Origin of the sequence: Nocardia sp. JCM 34519.1 (assembly GCF_020361265.1) — a bacterium.
In the GTDB taxonomy this organism is placed as follows: domain Bacteria; phylum Actinomycetota; class Actinomycetes; order Mycobacteriales; family Mycobacteriaceae; genus Nocardia; species Nocardia arthritidis_A.
This window is the reverse complement of the sequence record NZ_JAIRBR010000002.1, coordinates 387,814-408,117: the sequence shown is the minus strand read 5'-3', so window position 1 is coordinate 408,117 and position 20,304 is coordinate 387,814. Positions and strand designations below refer to the sequence as shown.

At 66.0% G+C, this 20,304-nt stretch carries 19 protein-coding genes; 12 read left to right on the top strand and 7 right to left on the bottom strand.

Annotation, left to right across the window (positions count from 1 at the left end; translation table 11 throughout):
- Nucleotides 1-12: 12 nt before the first annotated feature.
- Both LGY53_RS08170 and LGY53_RS08165 read left to right on the top strand, forming a co-directional pair.
- Nucleotides 13-480, top strand: a complete 468-nt coding sequence (locus LGY53_RS08170) for a hypothetical protein (protein WP_225726011.1) — start codon at nucleotides 13-15, stop codon at nucleotides 478-480.
- Entirely contained in the window at nucleotides 477-836 is a 360-nt protein-coding gene (locus LGY53_RS08165; protein WP_225726010.1) for a hypothetical protein, read from the top strand. Before LGY53_RS08170 ends, LGY53_RS08165 begins: the two co-directional genes overlap by 4 nt.
- A gap of 129 nt (nucleotides 837-965) precedes the next feature.
- Here the strand turns inward: LGY53_RS08165 and LGY53_RS08160 are convergent, their stop codons facing one another.
- Nucleotides 966-4,016: a heterodisulfide reductase-related iron-sulfur binding cluster gene (locus tag LGY53_RS08160; protein WP_225726009.1), complete on the bottom strand. Its 3,051-nt coding sequence runs from the start codon at nucleotides 4,014-4,016 to the stop codon at nucleotides 966-968.
- 499 nt (nucleotides 4,017-4,515) lie between these two features.
- On the opposite strand from LGY53_RS08160, the gene LGY53_RS08155 reads away from it, so the two are divergent.
- Nucleotides 4,516-5,181 (top strand): hypothetical protein, encoded by a 666-nt coding sequence (locus LGY53_RS08155; RefSeq protein WP_225726008.1) that lies wholly within the window; start codon nucleotides 4,516-4,518, stop codon nucleotides 5,179-5,181.
- Nucleotides 5,182-5,240: 59 nt separating this feature from the next.
- Here the strand turns inward: LGY53_RS08155 and LGY53_RS08150 are convergent, their stop codons facing one another.
- Nucleotides 5,241-5,777: a YdcF family protein gene (locus LGY53_RS08150; RefSeq protein ID WP_225726007.1), complete on the bottom strand. Its 537-nt coding sequence runs from the start codon at nucleotides 5,775-5,777 to the stop codon at nucleotides 5,241-5,243.
- 187 nt (nucleotides 5,778-5,964) lie between these two features.
- Between LGY53_RS08150 and LGY53_RS08145 the strand changes: the two genes are divergently transcribed.
- Nucleotides 5,965-7,287 carry a UDP-glucose/GDP-mannose dehydrogenase family protein gene (locus tag LGY53_RS08145; RefSeq protein WP_225726006.1) on the top strand — a complete coding sequence of 441 codons (1,323 nt, stop codon included), beginning with the start codon at nucleotides 5,965-5,967 and terminating at the stop codon, nucleotides 7,285-7,287.
- 273 nt (nucleotides 7,288-7,560) lie between these two features.
- The gene (locus LGY53_RS08140; RefSeq protein ID WP_225726005.1) at nucleotides 7,561-8,856 is read left to right on the top strand and encodes an Hsp70 family protein; all 1,296 of its coding nucleotides are present in this window, start codon (nucleotides 7,561-7,563) and stop codon (nucleotides 8,854-8,856) included.
- A 41-nt stretch (nucleotides 8,857-8,897) separates the two neighbouring features.
- On the opposite strand, the gene LGY53_RS08135 is transcribed toward LGY53_RS08140, so the two are convergent.
- The 3 genes from LGY53_RS08135 to LGY53_RS08125 form a co-directional block, all read right to left on the bottom strand.
- Nucleotides 8,898-10,172 carry a YibE/F family protein gene (locus LGY53_RS08135; RefSeq protein WP_225726004.1) on the bottom strand — a complete coding sequence of 425 codons (1,275 nt, stop codon included), beginning with the start codon at nucleotides 10,170-10,172 and terminating at the stop codon, nucleotides 8,898-8,900.
- 385 nt (nucleotides 10,173-10,557) lie between these two features.
- Nucleotides 10,558-11,814 (bottom strand): pyridoxal phosphate-dependent aminotransferase, encoded by a 1,257-nt coding sequence (locus LGY53_RS08130; protein WP_174867670.1) that lies wholly within the window; start codon nucleotides 11,812-11,814, stop codon nucleotides 10,558-10,560.
- Between the two features lie 83 nt (nucleotides 11,815-11,897).
- Entirely contained in the window at nucleotides 11,898-12,908 is a 1,011-nt protein-coding gene (locus LGY53_RS08125) for an XRE family transcriptional regulator (protein ID WP_225726003.1), read from the bottom strand.
- A gap of 863 nt (nucleotides 12,909-13,771) precedes the next feature.
- Between LGY53_RS08125 and LGY53_RS08120 the strand changes: the two genes are divergently transcribed.
- Nucleotides 13,772-14,221 carry a hypothetical protein gene (locus tag LGY53_RS08120; RefSeq protein ID WP_167478509.1) on the top strand — a complete coding sequence of 150 codons (450 nt, stop codon included), beginning with the start codon at nucleotides 13,772-13,774 and terminating at the stop codon, nucleotides 14,219-14,221.
- A 436-nt stretch (nucleotides 14,222-14,657) separates the two neighbouring features.
- Here LGY53_RS08120 and dcd read toward each other — a convergent pair whose 3' ends face one another.
- Nucleotides 14,658-15,257: a dCTP deaminase gene (dcd, locus tag LGY53_RS08115; protein WP_225726002.1), complete on the bottom strand. Its 600-nt coding sequence runs from the start codon at nucleotides 15,255-15,257 to the stop codon at nucleotides 14,658-14,660.
- A 111-nt stretch (nucleotides 15,258-15,368) separates the two neighbouring features.
- On the bottom strand, nucleotides 15,369-16,637 hold the full coding sequence (locus LGY53_RS08110) for an amidohydrolase family protein (protein ID WP_225726001.1): 1,269 nt from the start codon (nucleotides 16,635-16,637) through the stop codon (nucleotides 15,369-15,371).
- A 61-nt stretch (nucleotides 16,638-16,698) separates the two neighbouring features.
- Here LGY53_RS08110 and LGY53_RS08105 point away from each other — a divergent pair, with 61 nt between their 5' ends.
- The 6 genes from LGY53_RS08105 (at nucleotide 16,699) to LGY53_RS08080 (ending at nucleotide 20,272) form a co-directional block, all read left to right on the top strand.
- Nucleotides 16,699-17,241, top strand: coding sequence for a MarR family winged helix-turn-helix transcriptional regulator (locus tag LGY53_RS08105; RefSeq protein ID WP_225726000.1), 543 nt, complete (start codon nucleotides 16,699-16,701; stop codon nucleotides 17,239-17,241).
- Between the two features lie 215 nt (nucleotides 17,242-17,456).
- Entirely contained in the window at nucleotides 17,457-17,780 is a 324-nt protein-coding gene (locus LGY53_RS08100) for a type VII secretion target (RefSeq protein ID WP_225725999.1), read from the top strand.
- Nucleotides 17,777-18,508 (top strand): hypothetical protein, encoded by a 732-nt coding sequence (locus tag LGY53_RS08095; RefSeq protein ID WP_225725998.1) that lies wholly within the window; start codon nucleotides 17,777-17,779, stop codon nucleotides 18,506-18,508. The genes LGY53_RS08100 and LGY53_RS08095 overlap by 4 nt, the downstream gene beginning before the upstream one ends.
- The gene (locus LGY53_RS08090; RefSeq protein WP_225725997.1) at nucleotides 18,505-18,978 is read left to right on the top strand and encodes a hypothetical protein; all 474 of its coding nucleotides are present in this window, start codon (nucleotides 18,505-18,507) and stop codon (nucleotides 18,976-18,978) included. Before LGY53_RS08095 ends, LGY53_RS08090 begins: the two co-directional genes overlap by 4 nt.
- Nucleotides 18,975-19,583, top strand: coding sequence for a hypothetical protein (locus LGY53_RS08085; protein ID WP_225725996.1), 609 nt, complete (start codon nucleotides 18,975-18,977; stop codon nucleotides 19,581-19,583). The genes LGY53_RS08090 and LGY53_RS08085 overlap by 4 nt, the downstream gene beginning before the upstream one ends.
- 245 nt (nucleotides 19,584-19,828) lie before the next feature.
- Nucleotides 19,829-20,272 (top strand): nuclear transport factor 2 family protein, encoded by a 444-nt coding sequence (locus LGY53_RS08080; protein ID WP_225725995.1) that lies wholly within the window; start codon nucleotides 19,829-19,831, stop codon nucleotides 20,270-20,272.
- Nucleotides 20,273-20,304: the final 32 nt, after the last annotated feature.

Sequence of the window (20,304 nt, the reverse complement as noted above, 5' to 3'; positions counted from 1 at the left end):
CATACTGGCCGCATGGGCGCTACAGCTACGTGGTCGGAATTCCTGCGGGACCCGAACCGGGTGATCGAAACGATGGAGGCGGACGGTTCGGTCACCCTGGTTCGCCGGTCGGCGCCGCCTGTGCGCTTATCCGATGCGGATGCCGCCCTGGCCACAGAGGAGACGCTGGGCGCGCTCACCCTCCTGCTATCACTGGCACTCGACGATGACATGCTCACCAAGTTGGTCAGCAAGCTGACCTTCGCCTTTCCCTGGATCGAACTGCTCCCGGAAACACAGCGCCCCGAGTTCGTCGCGGATTTCCTGCATAACGCCAGAGCCGGTTTCGCCATCGGTCGCCTCGACGTGCTGACAGCAACCCTGGCCGCGTGGCGCGATACCGCGACCGCGTACGCCGACAGCAGGATTCGGGTCGATGGTTCCGATCTGCACTACCTGGAAAATGCGGTGCCGGTACCGGATCCGAAGGGCGATGAGTGACCAAGCGCCGAGAGGTAGCACGCCCGCTCAAACGGACCGAGTACGAGATCGTCTTCATTACGAACGAAGCGCAGAAGGGCTGGACCGACTGTCTCGCGGCGGCACGCAATACGATGGTCGAGGCATGGGAGGCTCTGACACGAGCTCCGGTGACCACATCGGCGCGTCTCTATCCCCTGAGAGGGGAACTCAGATACGGCACGTACCAAGGTCAGACCTACGAGCGTTACCAGTACAAGTTCACTGACGGCGGTCGGCTCTGGTACTTCGTCGAACACGCACAGAAGGGTGGTAAGACTGCCGGTCGCGTACTCCTGGAGCGCTGCCTTCCAGGGCACCCCAAGGAGACCGAGTAGCACTGACGAATCGTGGTCGGCGGCCAGCGGAAGTTCCGCCCCATGTGGCCGTCCCCACTGTTTCGTCAGCCCCGCAAACAAGCGAGCCCGGGTCCGTTGGACGGACCCGGGCTCGATTTTCGATTCGGTTCAGTTCTTGCGGCCGGGAGCCTTGGCGCCGGACTTGAAGCCGAGGCCGCCTGGCTTGGCGAGCGGCGGGGTGATGTCGGTGCCGTTGCCGTTACCGGGCTGGTCGGGTTCTGCGGATGAATCCGACTGAGCCGTAGGGGTTTCCGGAGCGGCAGGGGTTTCCGAAGCGGCGGGCGTTTCCGGAGCGGCCGGGGTGGCCGACGCACCGGGAGCCTTCGGCCCGGGGCGCCTGAAGCCGGACTTCATGGCCAAACCCTTCGGTGCCACCGTCGGCTTACTTTCGGTCGAAGCCGGTTCGGCGGCAGCGGATTCCGTGGCGGCGGGTTCGGCCGCCGATGTCGCGGAGGTCGGCTCAGCGGCCGGAGCGGCCTTCGCACCCGGAGCCTTCGCGGCACCCTTCATGGCCAGCCCACCGCCGGGCGCCTTCGCACCGCCCTTCATCCCAAGCCCCTTCACCGCGGGAGTCTCGGAAGGGGTTGATTCTGCGGCGGGCTCCTTCGCGCCCGGAGCCTTGGCCCCACCCTTGAGCCCGAGCCCACCGGGAGCCTTCGCCGGACCCTTCATTGCCAAACCCTTGACCGGAGCCTCCTCGGCCGGAGCCTCGGCGGGCTTCGCACCCGGAGCTTTCGCGGCGCCCTTCATTCCGAGACCACCGCCGGGCGCTTTGGCCGCGCCCTTCATCCCCAGGCCACCGCCCGGTGCCTTCGCGGCGCCCTTCATGCCCAGACCGCCACCGGTCGGCGCGGCCTTGGGCGCCGCGGGCGTCTCCGCGACGGGTTCCGGCTCGGGCGCCGAAACCGGTTCGGGCGCGGCCTTTTTGGGCTCCTGCACCACGGTGAGGTTTTCGGTGAGCTTGGCCGGTTCCACCCGCTCGATGGCATCGAGCATGAGCTGGGCGACGTCGACGACCTCGACGCCTTCGCCCTGACCCTTCTCCTGCCGCGCGGTGACACCGTCGGTGAGCATGACGCGGCAGAACGGGCAGCCGGTCGCGATCTTGGCGGGCGATGTGGACAGCGCCTCATCCACCCGGTCGATATTGATGCGCTTGCCGAGCTGCTCCTCCATCCACATGCGCGCACCACCGGCGCCACAGCACATGGATCGCTCACCGTGCCGGGGCATCTCCACCAGCGTGGAACCGGACGCGGCCATCAGTTCGCGCGGCGCGTTGTAGACCTTGTTGTGCCGCCCGAGGTAGCACGGGTCGTGGTAGGTGACGTTCTGGGACACCGAGGCCACCGGAACCAACTGCTTCTGGCGCACAAGGCGATTCAGCAGCTGGGTGTGGTGCACAACCTCATACGTTCCGCCCACCTGTGGATATTCGTTGTTCAGCGCGTTGAAGCAGTGCGCACAGGTGACCACGATCTTCTTGCGGTTCTGCTCCACACCCTCGAACACCGAATTCAACAGCTCGATGTTCTGCTGCGCCAGCTGCTGGAACAGGAATTCGTTGCCCGCGCGCCGCGCCGAGTCGCCGGTGCAGGTCTCCTCCGCACCGAGCACCATGAATTTCACACCGGCGGTTGCCAACAGCTCGGCGACGGCCTTGGTGGTCTTCTTCGCCCGGTCCTCGTACGCGCCCGCACATCCGACCCAGAACAGGTATTCGTATCCGTCGAAGCTGTCCGCATCCTGCCCGAAAACCGGGATCTGGAAGTCGAGTTCGTTGATCCAGTTGAGCCGGTCCTTGGCGTTCTGGCCCCACGGGTTGCCCTTGTTCTCCAGGTTCTTGAACAGACCCGCGAGCTCGGACGGGAACTCCGATTCGATCAGCACCTGGTACCGGCGCATATCGATGATGTGGTCGACGTGCTCGATATCCACCGGGCACTGCTCGACGCACGCACCACAGGTGGTGCAGCTCCACAGCACCTCGGGATCGATGATGCCGTTGGCCTCCACGCCGCCGACCAGCGGCCGTTCCGCTTCCGCCTTCGCGGCGTCGGAAATCTTGGCCAGCGCGGCCTCGTTCGGCTTGCCGTCGGCGTCGACCAAACCGATTTCGTCGCCGCCCATATCCTTGCGGCCACCGGCCAGCAGATACGGCGCCTTCGCATAGCCGTGGTCGCGCAGCGACATGATCAACAGCTTGGGCGACAACGGCTTCCCGGTGTTCCAGGCCGGGCACTGTGACTGGCAGCGACCGCATTCGGTGCAGGTGGTGAAGTCCAGCCAGCCCTTCCAGGAGAAGTCCTCGATGCGACCGGCGCCGAAGGTGTCGCTATCCGGGTCGGCGGTCTCCATATCGACCGGCTTGCCGTTGGACATCATCGGCTTCGCGGCGCCGAGCGCGACGCCGCCGTCGTCCTCCCGCTTGAAGTAGATGTTGAAGAAGGCCGAAAGCCGGTGCCATGCCACACCCCAGGTGACGTTGCGGCCGACGAAGTAGAGGAAGGCCATGCCGGAGACCAGCTTGATGAAGGCGAACACCGACACCATCGACTCGTTCGCGGGCAGCAGCTCGGAGATCGGCCCGCTGACGAAGTCGGTCCAGTGGTATTCGCCCTTCAGCGCGAGCACACCGGCCTTCACCCCGATCATGCCGATGCCCTCGAGCAGCACGATGGTCTCGATGACGTAGGCCGGCGCGAACTTGGATCCGGTGAAGCGGGACAGCCGCTCGGGCACCCGGGGATGGTTCAGCTGCCGGATGGCGATGAGCACCACGATGCCGACGACCGTTGCGATGCCGAGGATTTCGTCACCGAGGTGGAACCACCAGGTATCGCCGATGAACGGCCACGCGAAGGTCGGCTTGAAGGTCTGCCCGTACGCCTCGAACCAGAACTGCATGCCGGCCAGGAAGCCGATCATCACCAGCCAGTGCGCCCAGCCGACGGTGCGGAACTTGTTCATGCGGGTATGCGCGATGAACTCGATCAGCATCTGTTTGAAGCGCGGAAAGAACGGCCGCCAGCGATCCGGCGCGGGCTGTCCGACTCTGATGGCGCTGACGATTCTCCACACGCCGCTGATGAACGCGGCCCAAGCCACCAGGCTCAGCAGCGCCCCAATCGTGCCCAGCGTCACTGTCAGGGCATTCATGTCGCGACCTTTCTTTAGAGGCAACACGAGTCGTTGCGGGGCGACCTGGACGCCGCCCGATTGGCTCGTATCCTAACTGGCGGTAAGTTACCCGCCAGTAACTACCCCACTCCATCGTACGATCGGCAGTTCGTCGCAGCCCCCTCTTCCTGGGGCTTGACCCTTTTGGACGTTGTGATCAATATCACGCAAATCGCGCCAATCCATGCGCGCCACGGCTGTTCACCACCGTAAACGCCGCACGCCCCGATACCCTCGCTAAGGATCGCCTTAGTCAGCCGAATTGCATTGAATCTGTTACAGATCTCGCATCGGGGTCTCCATTCGATTACGCTCACCTCGTTTTCTGTTTGCTGTGTCGTATCCACCACTGCTCGGGGAGGTCCGGGGCCGAATCGCCCTGGGTTGCATGAGTTCTCGCGTGGCGGTGCGGCTCCCGCGGACAACCTGATGATGGATTGGAAACTGAATGAAACTCCGCAGCACCACCGCGGCTGCCGTGCTGGCCATCGGCGCGATGACCATCGGCCTGGGGTCCGCGTACGCTGAACCCGCTGCTCCCGCTGATCCCGGTGTCAACTACTCGGTCAAGCTGGTGGACAAGACCGTCGTCGCGTCGCTCAAGGGGGGCACCTTCGCGCTGACGGAACAGGACGGTCCGACTCCCGAGAGCCCGAAGACCCAGATCGCGAATGTCAAGGACGCCGCGACCGGCGCCACGCTGATCTCCTTCCCGCTCGACTACAAGGTCACCGGAACCAATGTGCCGGTGAAGGCGGTCACCAAGAACGACGGCGCGGTCCTGGAGGTCACTCCGGAGAAGCCGGCCGACCTGCAGGTGGCCAACCAGCCGCTGCAGATCAAGGAGATCGCGTCGCCGGTTGAAAACCAGCGTGCGCAGAACGAGTTCGCCAGCAAGTTCGGCATCGCCACCGCGGTCGGCGGATTCGTCGGCACCGCGGTCGGCGCGATCATCGGCTGCGTCGTGACCCTCCCGGTCGGCTGCATCCCGGGGCTGCTCACCGGCGCCGGCGTCGGCGGCATCCTCGGCACCATCGCCGCGGGCGGCCCGACCCTGATCGCCGCGGGCATCGAGCTGCTGAACACCCTGCAGGCGCCGGACGGCACCACCCAGTGGGCGGACAAGCCGGCGGGCCAGAACTGATCTCGGCTCTCTGAAGTGGCCCTCGGCATCGCTTGCCGGGGGCCATTTTTCGTATCCGCTCAGCAGTCCTCGAAGAAGGCCTTCACGAAACCGGCGGACTGGTAGGCGTAATCCCACGCCCAGCGGGCCACCGACAGGTGCGGAGCCGGATCCAGGAAGAGCAGCTCACCGCCCCAACACTTTTCGAGAATGTAGCGGGCACGGGAGATATGCGGGGTGAACGTCACCACCAGCACCCGATGCCAGTTGTTCGCGCGGGCCAGCGCGGCCAGCTCCCGACCCTCGCCGCGGGTCGTGCGCGGCGACGGATCGAAACAACTGACCTGGAAGCTGTAGCGGGAGTGGCAGATCCGGTTCATCACCGCGCTGTGCTCATACGGATCGGAGAACAGGACCCGCGGCGCGTAGCCGTCGTGCGCCAATCGCAGACCGAGTTGTTCACGACCGTCGTGCGCGCCGCCGAGCACCAGGATCGCGTCGGCCCGAGCGGGCCGGTCGACCCGCGGATCGACGTACACCGGCCACAGCGCCCCGACGGCCACCGACAGCACGGCGATCAGGCCCAGCAGAACCCAGGTGATCCGGTGTCGTCGCACCGGGCCGATGGTAGCTCGCCGCGCTAGCCGTCGGATCGCCATTTGCCCTGGCAGCGGGCCTGCGCGGGACCAAACCGAATGTTGGGCGAACACGATGTGACCCACGTCGCCATCTGTACACCCGATGTTGCCGTGACCCTTGCCTCGCTGACGTGGTGCGGCCATCGGCGACGCTTACCAATCGATCATGCGATGCACAGTCTTCGGAACCGGGTACCTGGGGGCCACGCACGCCGCGTGCATGGCAGAACTCGGACACGATGTGGTCGGCGTCGATGTCGACCCGGGCAAGGTGGCGAAGCTGTCCGACGGCGTCGTGCCCTTCTACGAACCGGGTTTGGAGGAGGTGCTGCGGCGCAACCTGGAGGCAGGGCGGCTGCGGTTCACCACCTCGTATCCGGAGGCCGCCGCACACGCCGACGTGCATTTCCTCGGCGTCGGCACCCCGCAGAAGAAGGGCGAATACGCCGCCGACCTGAAATATGTGCACGCCGTTGTGGATACGCTCGCGCCGCTGTTGGAGCGACCGTCGGTGATCATCGGCAAGTCCACCGTGCCGGTCGGCACGGCGGTCGCGCTCGGCGCGCGGGCTCGGGCGCTGGCCACCACCGATATCGAGGTGGCGTGGAATCCGGAATTCCTGCGCGAGGGTTTCGCGGTACAGGACACCCTCCGTCCGGACCGGCTGGTGCTCGGCGTCGACCGGTCCAGGGACAACTCCGATTGGGTGGCGGAACTGGTCCGCGAGATCTACGCCGACCTCGTCGCCGTCGACGTGCCCTTCCTGCTGACCGACCTGGCCACCGCGGAGCTGGTCAAGGTCTCGGCGAACGCCTTTCTGGCGACCAAGATTTCGTTCATCAACGCGGTCTCCGAGGTCTGCGAGGCGACCGGCGCCGACGTGACGGTGCTCGCCGACGCGCTCGGCTACGACGCGCGCATCGGCCGCCGCTTCCTCAACGCCGGGCTCGGCTTCGGCGGCGGCTGCCTACCCAAGGACATTCGCGCGTTCATGGCCCGCTCCGGTGAGCTCGGCGCGAATCACGCCGTCGCCTTCCTGCGCGAGGTGGACAACATCAATATGCGCCGCCGCACCAAGATGGTCGATATGGCGACGCGCGCGGTCGGCGGCTCGCTGCTCGGCGCCAATGTCGCGGTGCTCGGCGCCGCGTTCAAACCCGAATCCGACGATGTGCGCGACTCGCCCGCGCTGAACGTGGCCGGAATGATCCAGCTGCACGGCGCGGTGGTCACCGTGTACGACCCCAAGGCACTGGAGAATTCGCGCCGGGTGTTCCCGACGCTGAACTACGCCACCTCGGTGGTGGAGGCGTGCGATCGCGCCGACGTAGTTCTGGTGCTCACCGAGTGGCCGGAGTTCACCGCGCTGCGACCGCAGGACCTCGATCGAGTGGTGCGCCGGCGGTCGATAATCGACGGCCGGAACTGTCTCAACCGTGCCACCTGGCGAGATGCGGGATGGGTGTACGCGGGACTCGGCACCCCGTAGAGTGGCTCGGCAGTGTGGGATTGCGGCGTTCGCGGGTCCCTACGTGGTTACGCAGGCCGCCTCCTCCGGGCCTGACGCTCACGCCGCGAGCGGGGGTTTTACTGCCGGACGACCAGTCCTGCCTTACGTGTCGCCGGTCATCGACGGTAGGGTCCGTGAGGCGGGCCCGATCCACCGGTGAGCGGCGCAGGCTCGCATGTCGTAAGTGTGAAACGAGATGGGCAGCTGATGAGTTCGGTACTGGGAGTTTCGGTGGGGGCCGGCGCTGTCCGTATGGCGCGACCACACCTCGGGAACTCCGGCGGGCCCATCGGTGCACACGCCTTCGACCTGCAGCACATCGCGGTCAACGGACATCCGATGGCGGAGTTGACAGCCCAGGCCATCGGCGTCACCGTGGCGAGTTCGCCGGAACCTACCGCGACGGCCATCGCCTATCGCAGTGAGGAACACGCACACGGCATCCGGGCCGCGATGGCCCGCCAGCAGCTGACCAATTACGAGTTGGTCCCCGAGGTCGTCGCCGCACTCGAATTCGCCGAGACCACGGGCGATATCCGCGGCATCTCGTCGCTGGTGGTGTACGACCTAGGCAGTTCCGGACTTTCGGTGAGCGTGGTCGATACGCAGACCCGGGAGGTCCGCTACAGCGAACGCACCAGCGATATCAGCGGCGACTATCTGGATTCGCTTATCCGGGAACAGCAGATTGCGTCGGGACGGATCGCCCATCCGCAGGATCCGGCCGGTTTGGCCGCGCTGGACGCCCTGTGCTGTGAGGCCAAGGAGCAGCTGTCCATCAATACCGCGGTCGCGCTGCCGAGCGAACACGGTCTTGTCCTGCTGGCGCAGGAGAACTTCGAGGCGCTGATCATGCTGGCGATCGAATCGTCGGCACGGATGGCGCGCGATGTGATCGTGCGCTCCGACCGCCCGGTGCACGGTGTGCTGGCCATCGGCGGATGTGCGCGAATCCCGTTGATACCGCGGGTTTTGGAACGCTGGATGGGTGTTCCGGTGATCGTGCCGGAAAGTCCGGAAACGGTGATGGCGCGCGGCGCGGCGCTGCTGGCCAGGCAGCTGCGGCCGTCCCGTCAGGTCGCCGCGGCGCCCGTACCCGGTCCGGCGCCCGGCCCATCCGGCCCGCCCGGCCCGGATGAACTATCGCCCGCCTGGCTGTCGGCGCCGCCGAAGAAGCACGGCAAGCGGGGGGTCAGCGCCGCGGTGCTGACCGTGAGCGCGCTCGCGGTGGTCGCGGCGATCGGACTCGGACTCGGTTACGGCCCACAGGTTTTGACGAGGGACTCGCAGAGCACCGACAAATCCACGCCGTCCCCGACCACCACCGCGCCGCGCACCACCACCCTCGAACCGCAGATAGTGGTGTCGCCCGCGCCGACCACCGAGAGCGAAGTGCCCGCCGCACCACCGCCGCGCCGGGCCGCGACCACAACACCTCCACCGCCCGAACCCGGCCCGAATACCATTGTGGTGCCGGGACTTCCGCCGATCGTGGTACCGACCATTCCACCGGTCATCATTCCGGGTTTCCCGGGTCCGGGGCAGTGAACGGATAGCGCGAGTTCTGTTCTCGCGCAACATGTTCCGTACTACCGGTCGACCCTGGCATGCCGGGCGCGGCGGGGCGGGGCCGGTGGGCGGTGGGATCCGATGGGCCGGGCGAGCAATACCGCGATGGCGGTGGTCAGCGGCACCGAAAGGGCAAGGGCGATACCGCCGACCGCGGAGCGGGCGATTTCGATGCCGACCGCGTCACCGGTGAGGATGTTGGTGATGGACCGGCCCGCGACACTGAACAGCAGCAGCAGCGGCAGCGCACCGCCCGCGTACGCGAGGACCAGCGTGTAGACGGTGCTCGCGATGTGGTCGCGCCCGACGCGCATCGCCGCGGCGAAAACCTCACGGCGGGAAGCGGCTTCGTCGAGTGCGGCGAGTTCGAAGGCGGCCGAGGCCTGCGTGATGGTGACGTCGTTGAGCACGCCGAGCGAGCCGATGATGAATCCGGCGAGCAGTAGCCCGGTGATGCTGACGTGCTGCAGATACGTTGCGACGTTGGTGTTCTGCTCCTCGGACAGGCCGGTGAGATGGGTGGCCTTCAACGTCACCCAGGACAGCACGGCCGCCACGATCATCGACGTCAGCGTGCCGAGCAGTGCGGAGCTGGTGCGCAGGCTCACCCCGTGCGCCAGGTACAGCACGGCGTACAGGATGACAGCGCCCGCCACCAGCGCGACCGGTATCGCCGGCTTACCGTCGAGGAGGGCGGGCAGCAGGAAGACGACCAGCACGAGGAAGGCGAAGCCGAGCCCGAGCACCGCCCGCAGACCGCGCCAGCGCGCCACGATGGCGATGACCACGACGAAGGCGAGCACGATCAGGGTGATCGGCATCCCGCGGGAGTAGTCGTCGAACGAGTACAGCGGCGCCCCGCTCGGATCGGTCTGGCGGATGATCCGGATCTTGTCGCCCGCGTGCAGATCGGGTTGTCCTGGGCCGGGGGCGATTTCGAAGAGCGTGCGATTGCCCTGATGCGGGCCGGAGTCGATGGAGATGATGCTGCGCTGGCAGTTGTAGCCGTTGCTGCGCGGCGCGTCGGGTTTCTCGATGAACACCTTGCCGTTCGAATTGCTGCCGCACGGGCCGATGTCCTGTGATACGACGGTGCCGGATTCGGTCTGCACCGCGCCGCCGCCGGCGTTCTGCATGGGCAGCGGAATGTCGACGTGTTGGCGGCTGGGCCACAGCCAAATGGCACCGATGACGACGAGAATGCCGATGGCGGTGAGTAATCCGATCACGACGCGGGCCGCGTTGGCACCGATCTCGATCGGTCCTTCGTGGTGATGGTGATGATGGTGATCCACCGGGCTCCTACCTGTCCGTCGAATCCTGCCCGCGTGCGAGCTTAAAGGATCTGATTTTCAAGATCACCTCATGCACGCGGACAACACGACCGATAGCCCGTAGGCATTCGAGAACAGCGGAGAGAATTCCGGAGGGGGCGGCGGAGAGCAGGGGGATGTCTCCGCCGCCCGCGAGCCGGCGCCCAGGGGGGTAGGCGCTCGAACTCGAGGTCCGGTTGCTCAGGGGGGTAAGCAACCCGACCGGGCACTCGTAGTGCCAAGAGCTACTGTACACAAAAGACCGTCTTTTGCGCTAGATCAGTCTTCAAACGTCCTAATTTCCGAACCTCAAGTATGTTTCATGTCCGGAACCGGGGCGATTCAGTTGCTCGTGGCGCGCTGCGGGCTATTGCCGATAGCTGGAAAGGAAGTTGCCGAAACGTTCGATCGCCACCGCGAGATCCCGGGCCCACGGCAGCGTCACGATCCGCAGATGATCGTGATTCGGCCAGTTGAAGCCGGTGCCCTGCACCATCAGGATCTTCTCCGACAGCAGCAGATCCAGGATCAGCTTCGAATCATCGTGGATCTCATGGACGTTCGGGTCCAGGCGGGGGAAGGCATACAGTGCGCCACGTGGTTTCACGCAGGACACACCGGGAATCATGTTGAGTCGCTCCCACGCGACATCACGCTGCTCCAGCAGCCTGCCGCCGGGCAGGATCAGATCCTCGATGCTCTGATGCCCGCCGAGCGCGACCTGAATCGCATGCTGCGCAGGCACATTCGGGCACAGCCTGGTGGAGGCGAGCAGATCGATACCCTCCAGGAACCCCCCGGCGTGCTCCTTCGGACCGGTGATCGCGAGCCAGCCGGCACGGTAGCCCGCCACCCGGTAGGCCTTGGACAGACCGTTGAAGGTCAGGCACAGCAGATCCGGCGCCAGCGTGGCCAGCGAAATATGTTTGGCGTCGTCGTAGAGGATCTTGTCGTAGATTTCATCGGCGAGCAGCAACAATTGATGCTTGCGCGCTATATCGACCAGCTGCTGCAGAATCTCCGACGAATACACCGCGCCCGTCGGGTTGTTCGGATTGATCACCAATAGCGCTTTGGTCTTATCGGTGATCTTGGATTCGATATCGGCGATATCCGGCTGCCAACCGTTCGACTCATCGCACAGGTAATGCACCGGGGTGCCGCCCGCCAGACTCGTCATCGCGGTCCACAGCGGGTAGTCCGGCGCGGGGATCAGCACCTCGTCACCGTTGTTCAGCAGCGCCTGCATGGTGATGGTGATCAGCTCGGAGACGCCGTTGCCGAGGTAGACATTGTCGACATCGAGCTCCGGGAAACCGGGCACCAGCTCGTAGCGGGTGACGATGGCCCGGCGCGCGGAGAGAATGCCCTTCGATTCGGAGTAGCCCTGAGCGTAGGGCAGCGCGGCGATCATATCCCGCATGATCACGTCGGGCGCCTCGAATCCGAACGGGGCTGGATTGCCGATATTGAGCTTGAGGATGCGGTGGCCCTCGGCCTCCAGCCGTGCCGCCTGCGCGTGCACCGGTCCACGAATCTCGTAGAGCACGTCCTGGAGCTTCGTGGACTGCTCCAGTACGCGCGGCGGGCGATGCGGTAGATGACTTGGGCTCACCCGTCCAATGGTGCCATCCGCCGCAAGAGGTTAATCCACGTCACAACCCATCGGGCGGCTAGCGCGCGGCTACCCGCCCGATCCGGTCGCGACTACGCGCCGGAGCCGCCGGGCGGTATGTTCTTGGCCGCCGACGATCCGCAGAACTCCTCGATGCGCTCGTCGAGCCTGCGCGCCTCCACCGCGTCACGGAAGGCCGGGCCGGCGATCTTGCGGCGCACCCCGGTGAGCCGCTCCTCCAGCTGGGCGATGCGCTTGTCCTCGGCGAGGCCCAGCACGGGCTGCAGCACCTCGGCCGCGCCGTCCAAACTGCCATTGATCAGGTGGGCGGCCGCATTGTCCACCCGGGCAAGCGATTCCGCGCCGTACGAGCGTTGCTCCGTCGGCCCGCTGGAGTACAGCTCGATGGCCCGCCGGGTCGCGGCCAACGCCGGTTCCGCCTGGCCGAGATTGATATACGTTGCGCCAGCGTAATATTGGCTCTTCGCCTCATTGAATCCGAAGACGCCGCCGATCTCGTCGTGCAGGGTGTCGGTCTCGGCGATCTCCCGCGCCTCGTCGGCCGCCACGATGCAGCGGTGGGTATCGGCCGAATTGCCGAGGCGCGCCCAGATTCTCGCTTCGATATTGAGTAAACGCACCTTGGCCGTTGCCGATTCGGCGTATTCCTGCCCGCTCTGCGCCAGCACCACACCGCGGCGCGGGCGCTCGGACTTGTACTCGATCAGCGCATGCATACCTCTGGTCCAGGCGCGTAACCCGTTGTGCCCGCACAACTCCGCGTACGCCCAGGCCGCACGGACCTGCTCACCCGCGGCGTCGAAATAGCCCAAATCGGTACTGGCATTGGCCAACAGCCCGGACAGGCTGCCCGCCAGAAGATACAGGTGACTGGTATCGGATGGTCGCTGATGGCCCTCCAGCAACCGGTACACCCGGCGGCGCACGCGCAGCATCTCCACCATCATCGGTACCGGTGGAATGTGCACATAATCGTTCGCAATGCGTGTGACATCGGCATCGAGCTGTTCCAATGTGGTCGCACCCACATTTGAGCTCTCGGCCTGGCCGGCGTGCTCGCTGGCCTCATGGGCAGCCGCCATGATCAGATCCCTCTCCGAAATCGCTGCTAACGCATCACCTCTCATCGCACCGGCATCTATGAGAGCCAATAGGTCCGCGTCGCTCGAATAAAGAGCGCGCCCCGAACTGGTTGCGCGCGCGTCTAATCCGGGCCCGGCCGGACGATCGACTATGGGCTGATCGATCATCGCGGCAAACCGTGCCCGCACCACATCGTCGGACCTGGCCAGGGATGTATCCAAGGCGGCTTGATTGATCGGACGTGGGTGGACCCGCGCGCCACCGGCCTCCCACTTCGATACCAGACGCTCGTGCACACCGAGATGCGCAGCGAACTCTCTGATACTCATCCGCTTGGCATCGCGAAGGGCGCGGGCTTCACGTCCTGACCACTCCCGGACCACGATGTCATCCCTTCCGAACGAACTCTTTCTCCAGGGTACGAGCGCTTTGTGAGAGCGGCCACAGCCGAGATCTTCCCGGTATCAAAGGGTTTGCGTCCGACTATGTGGGGTGATGCTCGGGTTTCGGTCGCCGCGTCTCTCAGGAGCACGTACACCGGCACGGCGGCTGCGCACAAGCTGACGAGGGAAGGCGTTCGGGTCCGCCTACCTTCGCCCGAGTCCCGCTCACCCCCTTGCGAATTCGCTTCCGCGTGCGTGAGCGGCGGTAACCGGGCGGGCCCGAGCATCGGCGAATTCACCGAGGGCGCGCCCTCGTCCGGATGCGCCGCTGGGCCGTACCTGGCGGATTCGTTCCGGTCACGCCCGCCGCTGTCCGGCTTGCCCATCGGGCAGCGGAAAGGCAGCGGAAGGAGGGCATCGGGGCAATTCCGCAAAGCCCACCTCGGCGCGAACCTTGATAGGGAGGCAAGGAGTTCGCCGTGAACGTGGAGAAACTCAGAACGGTCGACGATTGGGTGGCATATTACCGACACGAATTCGGGCTACCGGTGACCGAACGTGGCGGGTTCGTGATGCTACCCATCACCGGCCGCATCTGCGTTGTCCACTTGCCCACCGCCCGGGCCGAAAAGGTCAGGGCCGCTTTGGAACAGCAGGGGACGAGGGGCCCCATGCTGGCGAGGCAGATCAGGTGGAGCTTCCTCGCCGAGCCGGACAGCAGGCCGGGAACTCAGGTATTGGAGGTGCTGAACCGTCTTGATATCGGCATACCTGCCATCGGCAGTGCCGTGATGTTGCCGACCGGACTCGGTCGCTGGACCCGGGAAGGGTGCTTCTGGGTCAGCCCGCCGAGCCGCGGCGACACGCTTCCACCGCTATCCGCCATCATCACGACGGCGCTCGCGGTGGGAGCGGGCGGCGGGGACTGAATCGCACGCGCCGCGATCGGTTCCCCGCAGCCGCCCGGCGCCGGGCCGAGCCGAACCCGCCCCTTTTTCCTGGCAGTCGACGGGGCGGACTCGGTGGGGTGCGGCGACCGGGCCCTGGCACTGGTCACGATGTCGCGCAGGTGTGTAACGGATTAGGTGGGATTGTGGCACCCGCCGATCCGGTGTGCGGCGGACGTTCGCGTCGCGAGCGCGGTGCGCGGATGTGTGGTGGCATCCGCCCCTTTCGAAAGATCCGCGAGCGCGACGCGACGGCCGTCGGCACGTTGCGGTATTCGCCGCTGTGTCGGGTCGGGATGTGTGGTGGCATCCGATCCGGCGCAGCGGCGAATGCGTTACCGCACAACGGGATCCGGACCGCACGGGAGGAAGCGTGTGCGCGGGGTTCCGGTGCCGGTCGGCGGGCCCGGCGTTCGGGTCAGCGGGTGGTGGCCGCGGCTACCGCCGCCGGCGAGATCGGGAAGTTCAGATAGGACCGCGACGGTGTCGGACCGCGCTGGCCCTGATACTTCGAACCCACCGCGGCGCTGCCGTATGGATTCTCGGCCGGGCTGGTCAGCCGGAGCAGGCACAGCTGGCCGATCTTCATACCCGGCCAGAGCGTGATCGGCAGGTTCGCGACATTGGACAGCTCCAGCGTGATGTGGCCGCTGAAGCCGGGGTCGATGAAACCGGCGGTCGAGTGGGTGAGCAGGCCGAGCCGCCCCAGACTCGACTTGCCCTCGAGCCGCCCTGCCAGATCGTCCGGCAGGGTGCACACCTCCAACGTGGAGCCGAGCACGAATTCGCCGGGATGCAGCACGAACGGCTCCCCGGGCGCCGGCTCGACCAGGCTGGTCAACTCGTCTTGGCGCTGAGCCGGATCGATATGGGTGTAGCGGGAGTTGTCGAAGACCCGGAACAGGCCGTCCAGGCGCACGTCGATACTCGACGGCTGAACGAGGTTCTCCAGCAACGGCTCGACCCCGAGACGCCCAGCGGCGATCTCCGCACGGATGTCACGATCGGAAAGCAGCACGCCGACGAGCGTAGCGTCCGCCCGATCATGGGGTTTCACGTGCACCTGCCGGGCGAGTCGCGCTGCACGCCCAGTGGGACCTCGGATCACCGCCGGGTCTTTCCGAAAGGCTCAACGAGCGGCCACCGACAACCGCTCGAGGGTGGCCGCGAGCTCAGCCACTGGAGCGGAATTCACCAGACGACCATGCCTTTTCACGAACTGTCCCGCCACCAGGACGGTCTCGATATTGCCGGGATGGGCGGCGGTTACCACGGCGGCGATCGGATCGTTGTGCACCGGAGCCAAATTCACCGCATCCGCGTCGATCAGTAGCAGATCTGCCTGTTTGCCGACGGTCAGCGAGCCGATACGATCTTGCAGGCCAAGGGCCTTCGCGCCACCGAGGGTTGCGGTGTAGAGCATGTCGGCGACGGTCGGGCGCGGCCCGGCACCGAGGTGGCCGCTCAGCAGCGCGGCACGCATGAGCGAGAACATATCGCCCGCGACGGCCGTCACCACATCGACGCCGAGGCCGGTGGTGACGCCCGCCGGACGCAGGCGGCCGAGCATCGGTGCGCCGTGGCCCATCTGGGCCTCGACGGCCGGTGCGATCGATACAGCGCCACCGGATTCGGCGATGAGCTCCAGTTCATCGTCGGGCAGGGAATTGCCGTGCACGTAGAGGGTGCCGCGGGTGAGCAGGCCCGCGTCGCGAAGGGCGGTGATAGGGCGGTGCGCGACGGGGCCCGCGCCGACATGGATGGTGATCAGCAGTGCCAATTCCTTTGCGAGCAGCCAATCCTGACGGACCGTCTCGATATCCGAATAGGACGGGCCGAGTGGCGCGTACGCCATGGTGACCAGTTGGTCGTCCGTCGTGAAGTATTCGGCGCGGACCCGACGGATATCGTCCGGATTGCGCGACTCGGCGTGGAACGGTGTGCCGTAACCGAATACGGCGCGCAGGCCGGACCGCCGCAGCGCGTCGACCGCCGCGTCGGCATGGTCGGGCGTGTAGAGAGCGTGCGCGTAGTCCTGCAGGGTGGTGATCCCGGAATCCAGCGCGTCCAGCGCGCCGGCCAGGGTGCCCGCATGGATGTCCTCCGGGGTATATCGCCGCCCGAGGGTGTGCACCCGGTCCAGGTAGCCATGCAGGTCGACATCGGTGGTGCTGGCGCGCAGCGCCGTCTGCCAGGTGTGGCGGTGGGTGTCCACGAAACCTGGGAGCAGGATGCGGCCGGTCGCGTCGACGATTTCGGCCTCGGCCGACAGGTCGCGGCCGACGGCGGTGATCACGCCGTTCTCGATGAGCACATCGGTCGCGGATATCACTCGCGGTTCGGGGTCGGTGTCGATGATGTGGCGGGCATTGCGGATGAGCAGGCGGTGCATTGGCATCCAATCCACTATTCAGAAAGCTTTTCTTAAAGCTATTTCGATAGCAACTAAGATGTCAAGGGTGACCAGGGAAGCCGACCGCGTCGACCACCTCATCGCCGCGTGGCGGGCCGAACTGCCGGACATCCTCGGCCCGAGCAGCGAGCTGACCAAACGCATCCTGCTGCTCGCGGGCGCGCTGAATGCCGCCACCCGATCCGCCCTCGCCGAATTCGGGCTCACCGAGGCCGAATACGACGTCATCGTGGCGCTCCGCCGCAGCGGCGCGCCCTACCAGCTCAAGGCCAACGAGCTCGCCAGTGCGCTGTTCCTGTCCACCGGCGGCACCTCCAATGTGGTGAACCGCCTCGAATCGGCGGGCCTCGTCCGGCGGGAAAACCACCCGACCGACGGCCGCAGCACCCTCGTCGTCCTCACCGCCGCGGGCCGCACCCTCGCCGAACGCGCCGTCCGCGCCAGCACCGCCGCCCACGAAGCGATCTTCGCCGAGGTCTCCCCCACGACCCTGCGGGCCGCGACATCGGCCCTGCGCGCCATCGGCGACCCCGCCCGTCGCCCCTTACCCCCGCCCGGTCGCATCAAGCGCGGCAGCGCCGCCACATAACCGGTACCGAGCCGCACGAGGTAATGGGCCTGCGCCCGTCATCCGGATGTCGTCTCGGGTGCAGCTATTCAGAACGCGCGTAATTCCAGAACAGTTGCGGCCCAACAGAATAGATCGACGCAGGTCGACCACGAATGCGTTTTCGCGGGCGAGGGGAACCCGAGGTAGACCCGATGCGTCATAGTTATTGGAAGATTGTCGACGATAGGACTCCGATGGCAGAAGATCTCACGGTAGACCCGGCCGCGCTCGACGATTTGTCGACAAAGCTGAAGCAGCTCGGTACCGACAACGCCCAGGCGGAGACGTATCTGAAAAAGCATGTCGAACTGTCGCGCGGTCAGGCGGGCCTGATCTTCGGCCGAGTCGCCGACACCATCCAGCAGTTACGGGAACAACTGGAGTCGAATTACCAGACGCTCGGACGGGTCACCACCCAGTCCGGCGACGAGGTCGCGAAGGCCGCGCAGATGTACCGCACCACGGACCACGACACCGCCGTCGCGCTGGACCGCAGCTACCCCGGAGGTAAGCGATGAGCGATAGACCGATAGATCAGCTGGCCGAACCGCAGAGCCAGGACCCGGTACCGGATCTGGTCGAACTGTTCCTCAACAACAATGTGTATTCGCCAACCTATTGGGTCGATCAGTTCATCGTTCAGGTCATCGGCAAGGACCCGCTCGGCTGGGCGACAACAGAATTCGCCGGCGACTGGGCGCGGATGCAAAAAGCTGGTGCGGCGATCAGGAACCTCTCCAAATACAGCGGCAGCTATGAAAGCTCGATTTACGCCGCGGTCAAGGATGTCGATTCGTCGTGGCGCGGAAATGCCGCCGATTCGGCCCGAGATTATTTCGGCGGACTCCGCGACGCGATCAGCAATCAGGTGGGGCCGCTGAAGAACATCGCGCAGGACATCGATACCTTCGCGCTGTCCTCATACTATGCGGCGCAAGGCATTTCGTTTCTGATCCAGTCGATCATCGACACCGCGATCATCGCGGTCGCCGAAGAGGCCGCCGCTGCCGCCGCCGCGAGTACCGGCGTCGGAGCGATCGCGTCGGTCGGTTTGGAGGCGGCGGTCGCCTACGACATGGTCAAGATGGTCGGCCTCTGGAATCAGGTCCTCACCAAATACGCGACCTTCGCCACCGCCGGTGAAACCGCCGTCGCGGCGATCCTGGACGGCGTGGCCACGGTGCGATCGAAGGATATACCGCAGTTGCCCGGCGTCGGCTACCACCACCCCGGAGTAACGGAATGAGTGCTCCCGAACCGGTTTTCGATGTCGCACACGGCGATATCGCCGTATCGCGACGCCTGTCCGCCGCGCTGCGCACGCTCGCCGCCAACACCGCGGATCCGGCGATGAAGGAGCAGATCCGTGCGGTGCTCGCCGGAAAGCTCTCGATGCGCGAGTTCGCCCGCACCGAAACGTTCAACCGGACTCTCGACCGAGTGATGCCCGCCGCGCTGCAACGGCTCGCGGCGATGCCGGACGAAGAACGGGATCGTCTTGCCGCACAGGGGCGGGCCGATCTCGAGCGCTACCGCGAACAGCCGACGGAACCCGATCCGCCGCGGCCGACGCCACCCGCGGGCCCCGACGCCGCAGCGGGACACGTGATCGCGGGCACCCGCAAACCCAACCGGGAGCGCATCGTCACCCCCGACGATCCGGACGACGATGACCGCTACTACCAAGAACGCCGAGAACGCGGATGGCTGGTGTGAAAGTAGACGTGCCGGTGCCGGTCCGCACCAGCACCCGCCCCATGAGCGGACTCGAATTCGGTTCGCGCACAGGACGATCGGCGACACCGGGCTATCTGGCACTGGAAATCAGCCGTCCGCTGCCGGACGTATGCGCTCGGCACGGCAGACCCGCGACCGAGCGACGCACCGGCGTCGTGCGCTTCCACGAGGGAGCGCACGGCCGCGTACAGAGCACGCTGAGCTCGAAATTCCTTTGGGGGCTTGGGCATTTCCGCGGTTTGCCCGATACCGACACCGAACTCTACGGCGAGTGGCCCCTCTGCCGACGCTGCATCCGCCAATCCCAACTGCTCCGCCAGGTCGGTTACGTCCTGGCCCTCGCGGGCATCGTCGCCCTGATCATCCTGTGGCTGATGGCCCAGGCCGGAACGATGCGGCAAGTACCGCTACCCGTAATTCTCGCGCTCGCTCCCGGCTGGTTTCCCCTCGGCCTCATCGTGGCCGCCGCGGCATACGGCCGAGCCACCAGGTATGTCCGCATCCGGCCGATCGTCGACAAAACGACCGTAACGATCCGCGCCCACCAGAACTTCGCCGCGGCGATCGGGGCCGAGGCGTCGTAATCGCACCCGACTCAGCTACGCCGGCGTCACCTGCATCGGCGGGCTGCCGAAGGGCGCCGGACTCAGCTGCACGGCCAAGGGCCACACCTTCAGCCTCGGCTCGAACGTCCAGATCAGCTGATCGGACAGTCGATTTCGTGCCGCACGCCCGATGATCGACCGGCGCGGCAGCCACTTGCCTTCCGCCGCAACGGCAATACCCCGGAGGTAATCGACACGGCGCAACGGTCTGGCAAGCTGCCGGTATGAGCGATCTCGGGACAACCACAACTCGCGGCGTCGTCGAGGAATTGTTACGACGGATCGGCGCGGGCGATCCGGACTCCATCGCGGCGATGTACGCCCCGATCAGCGACTGGAAGCTGAATTGGCCGGAGAAAGAGCACAACCGGCCCGCGACCCCGTGGATTCGGCATCGGTCCACCCGCGACGACGCGGCCGAGCACTATCGCGAGATCATGCAGCACCACGTGCCCGAGGAAGTCGGCACGGTAATCGAACGCATCCTGGTCGACGGCCCGGATGCGGTGGTGCTCGGCGAGATCCGCCAAACCGCCCGCACCACCGGCCACCCCTACCGCTCGCGCTTCGCCCTCCACCTCACCGTCGAAAACGGCTTGATCACCCGCCACCACGTCTACGAAGACAGCCTCGCCGTCGCCCAGGCCTTCGATATCTCCCTGCCATGACGACACCGAGACTGTGCGCGGTTGCGGGGCCA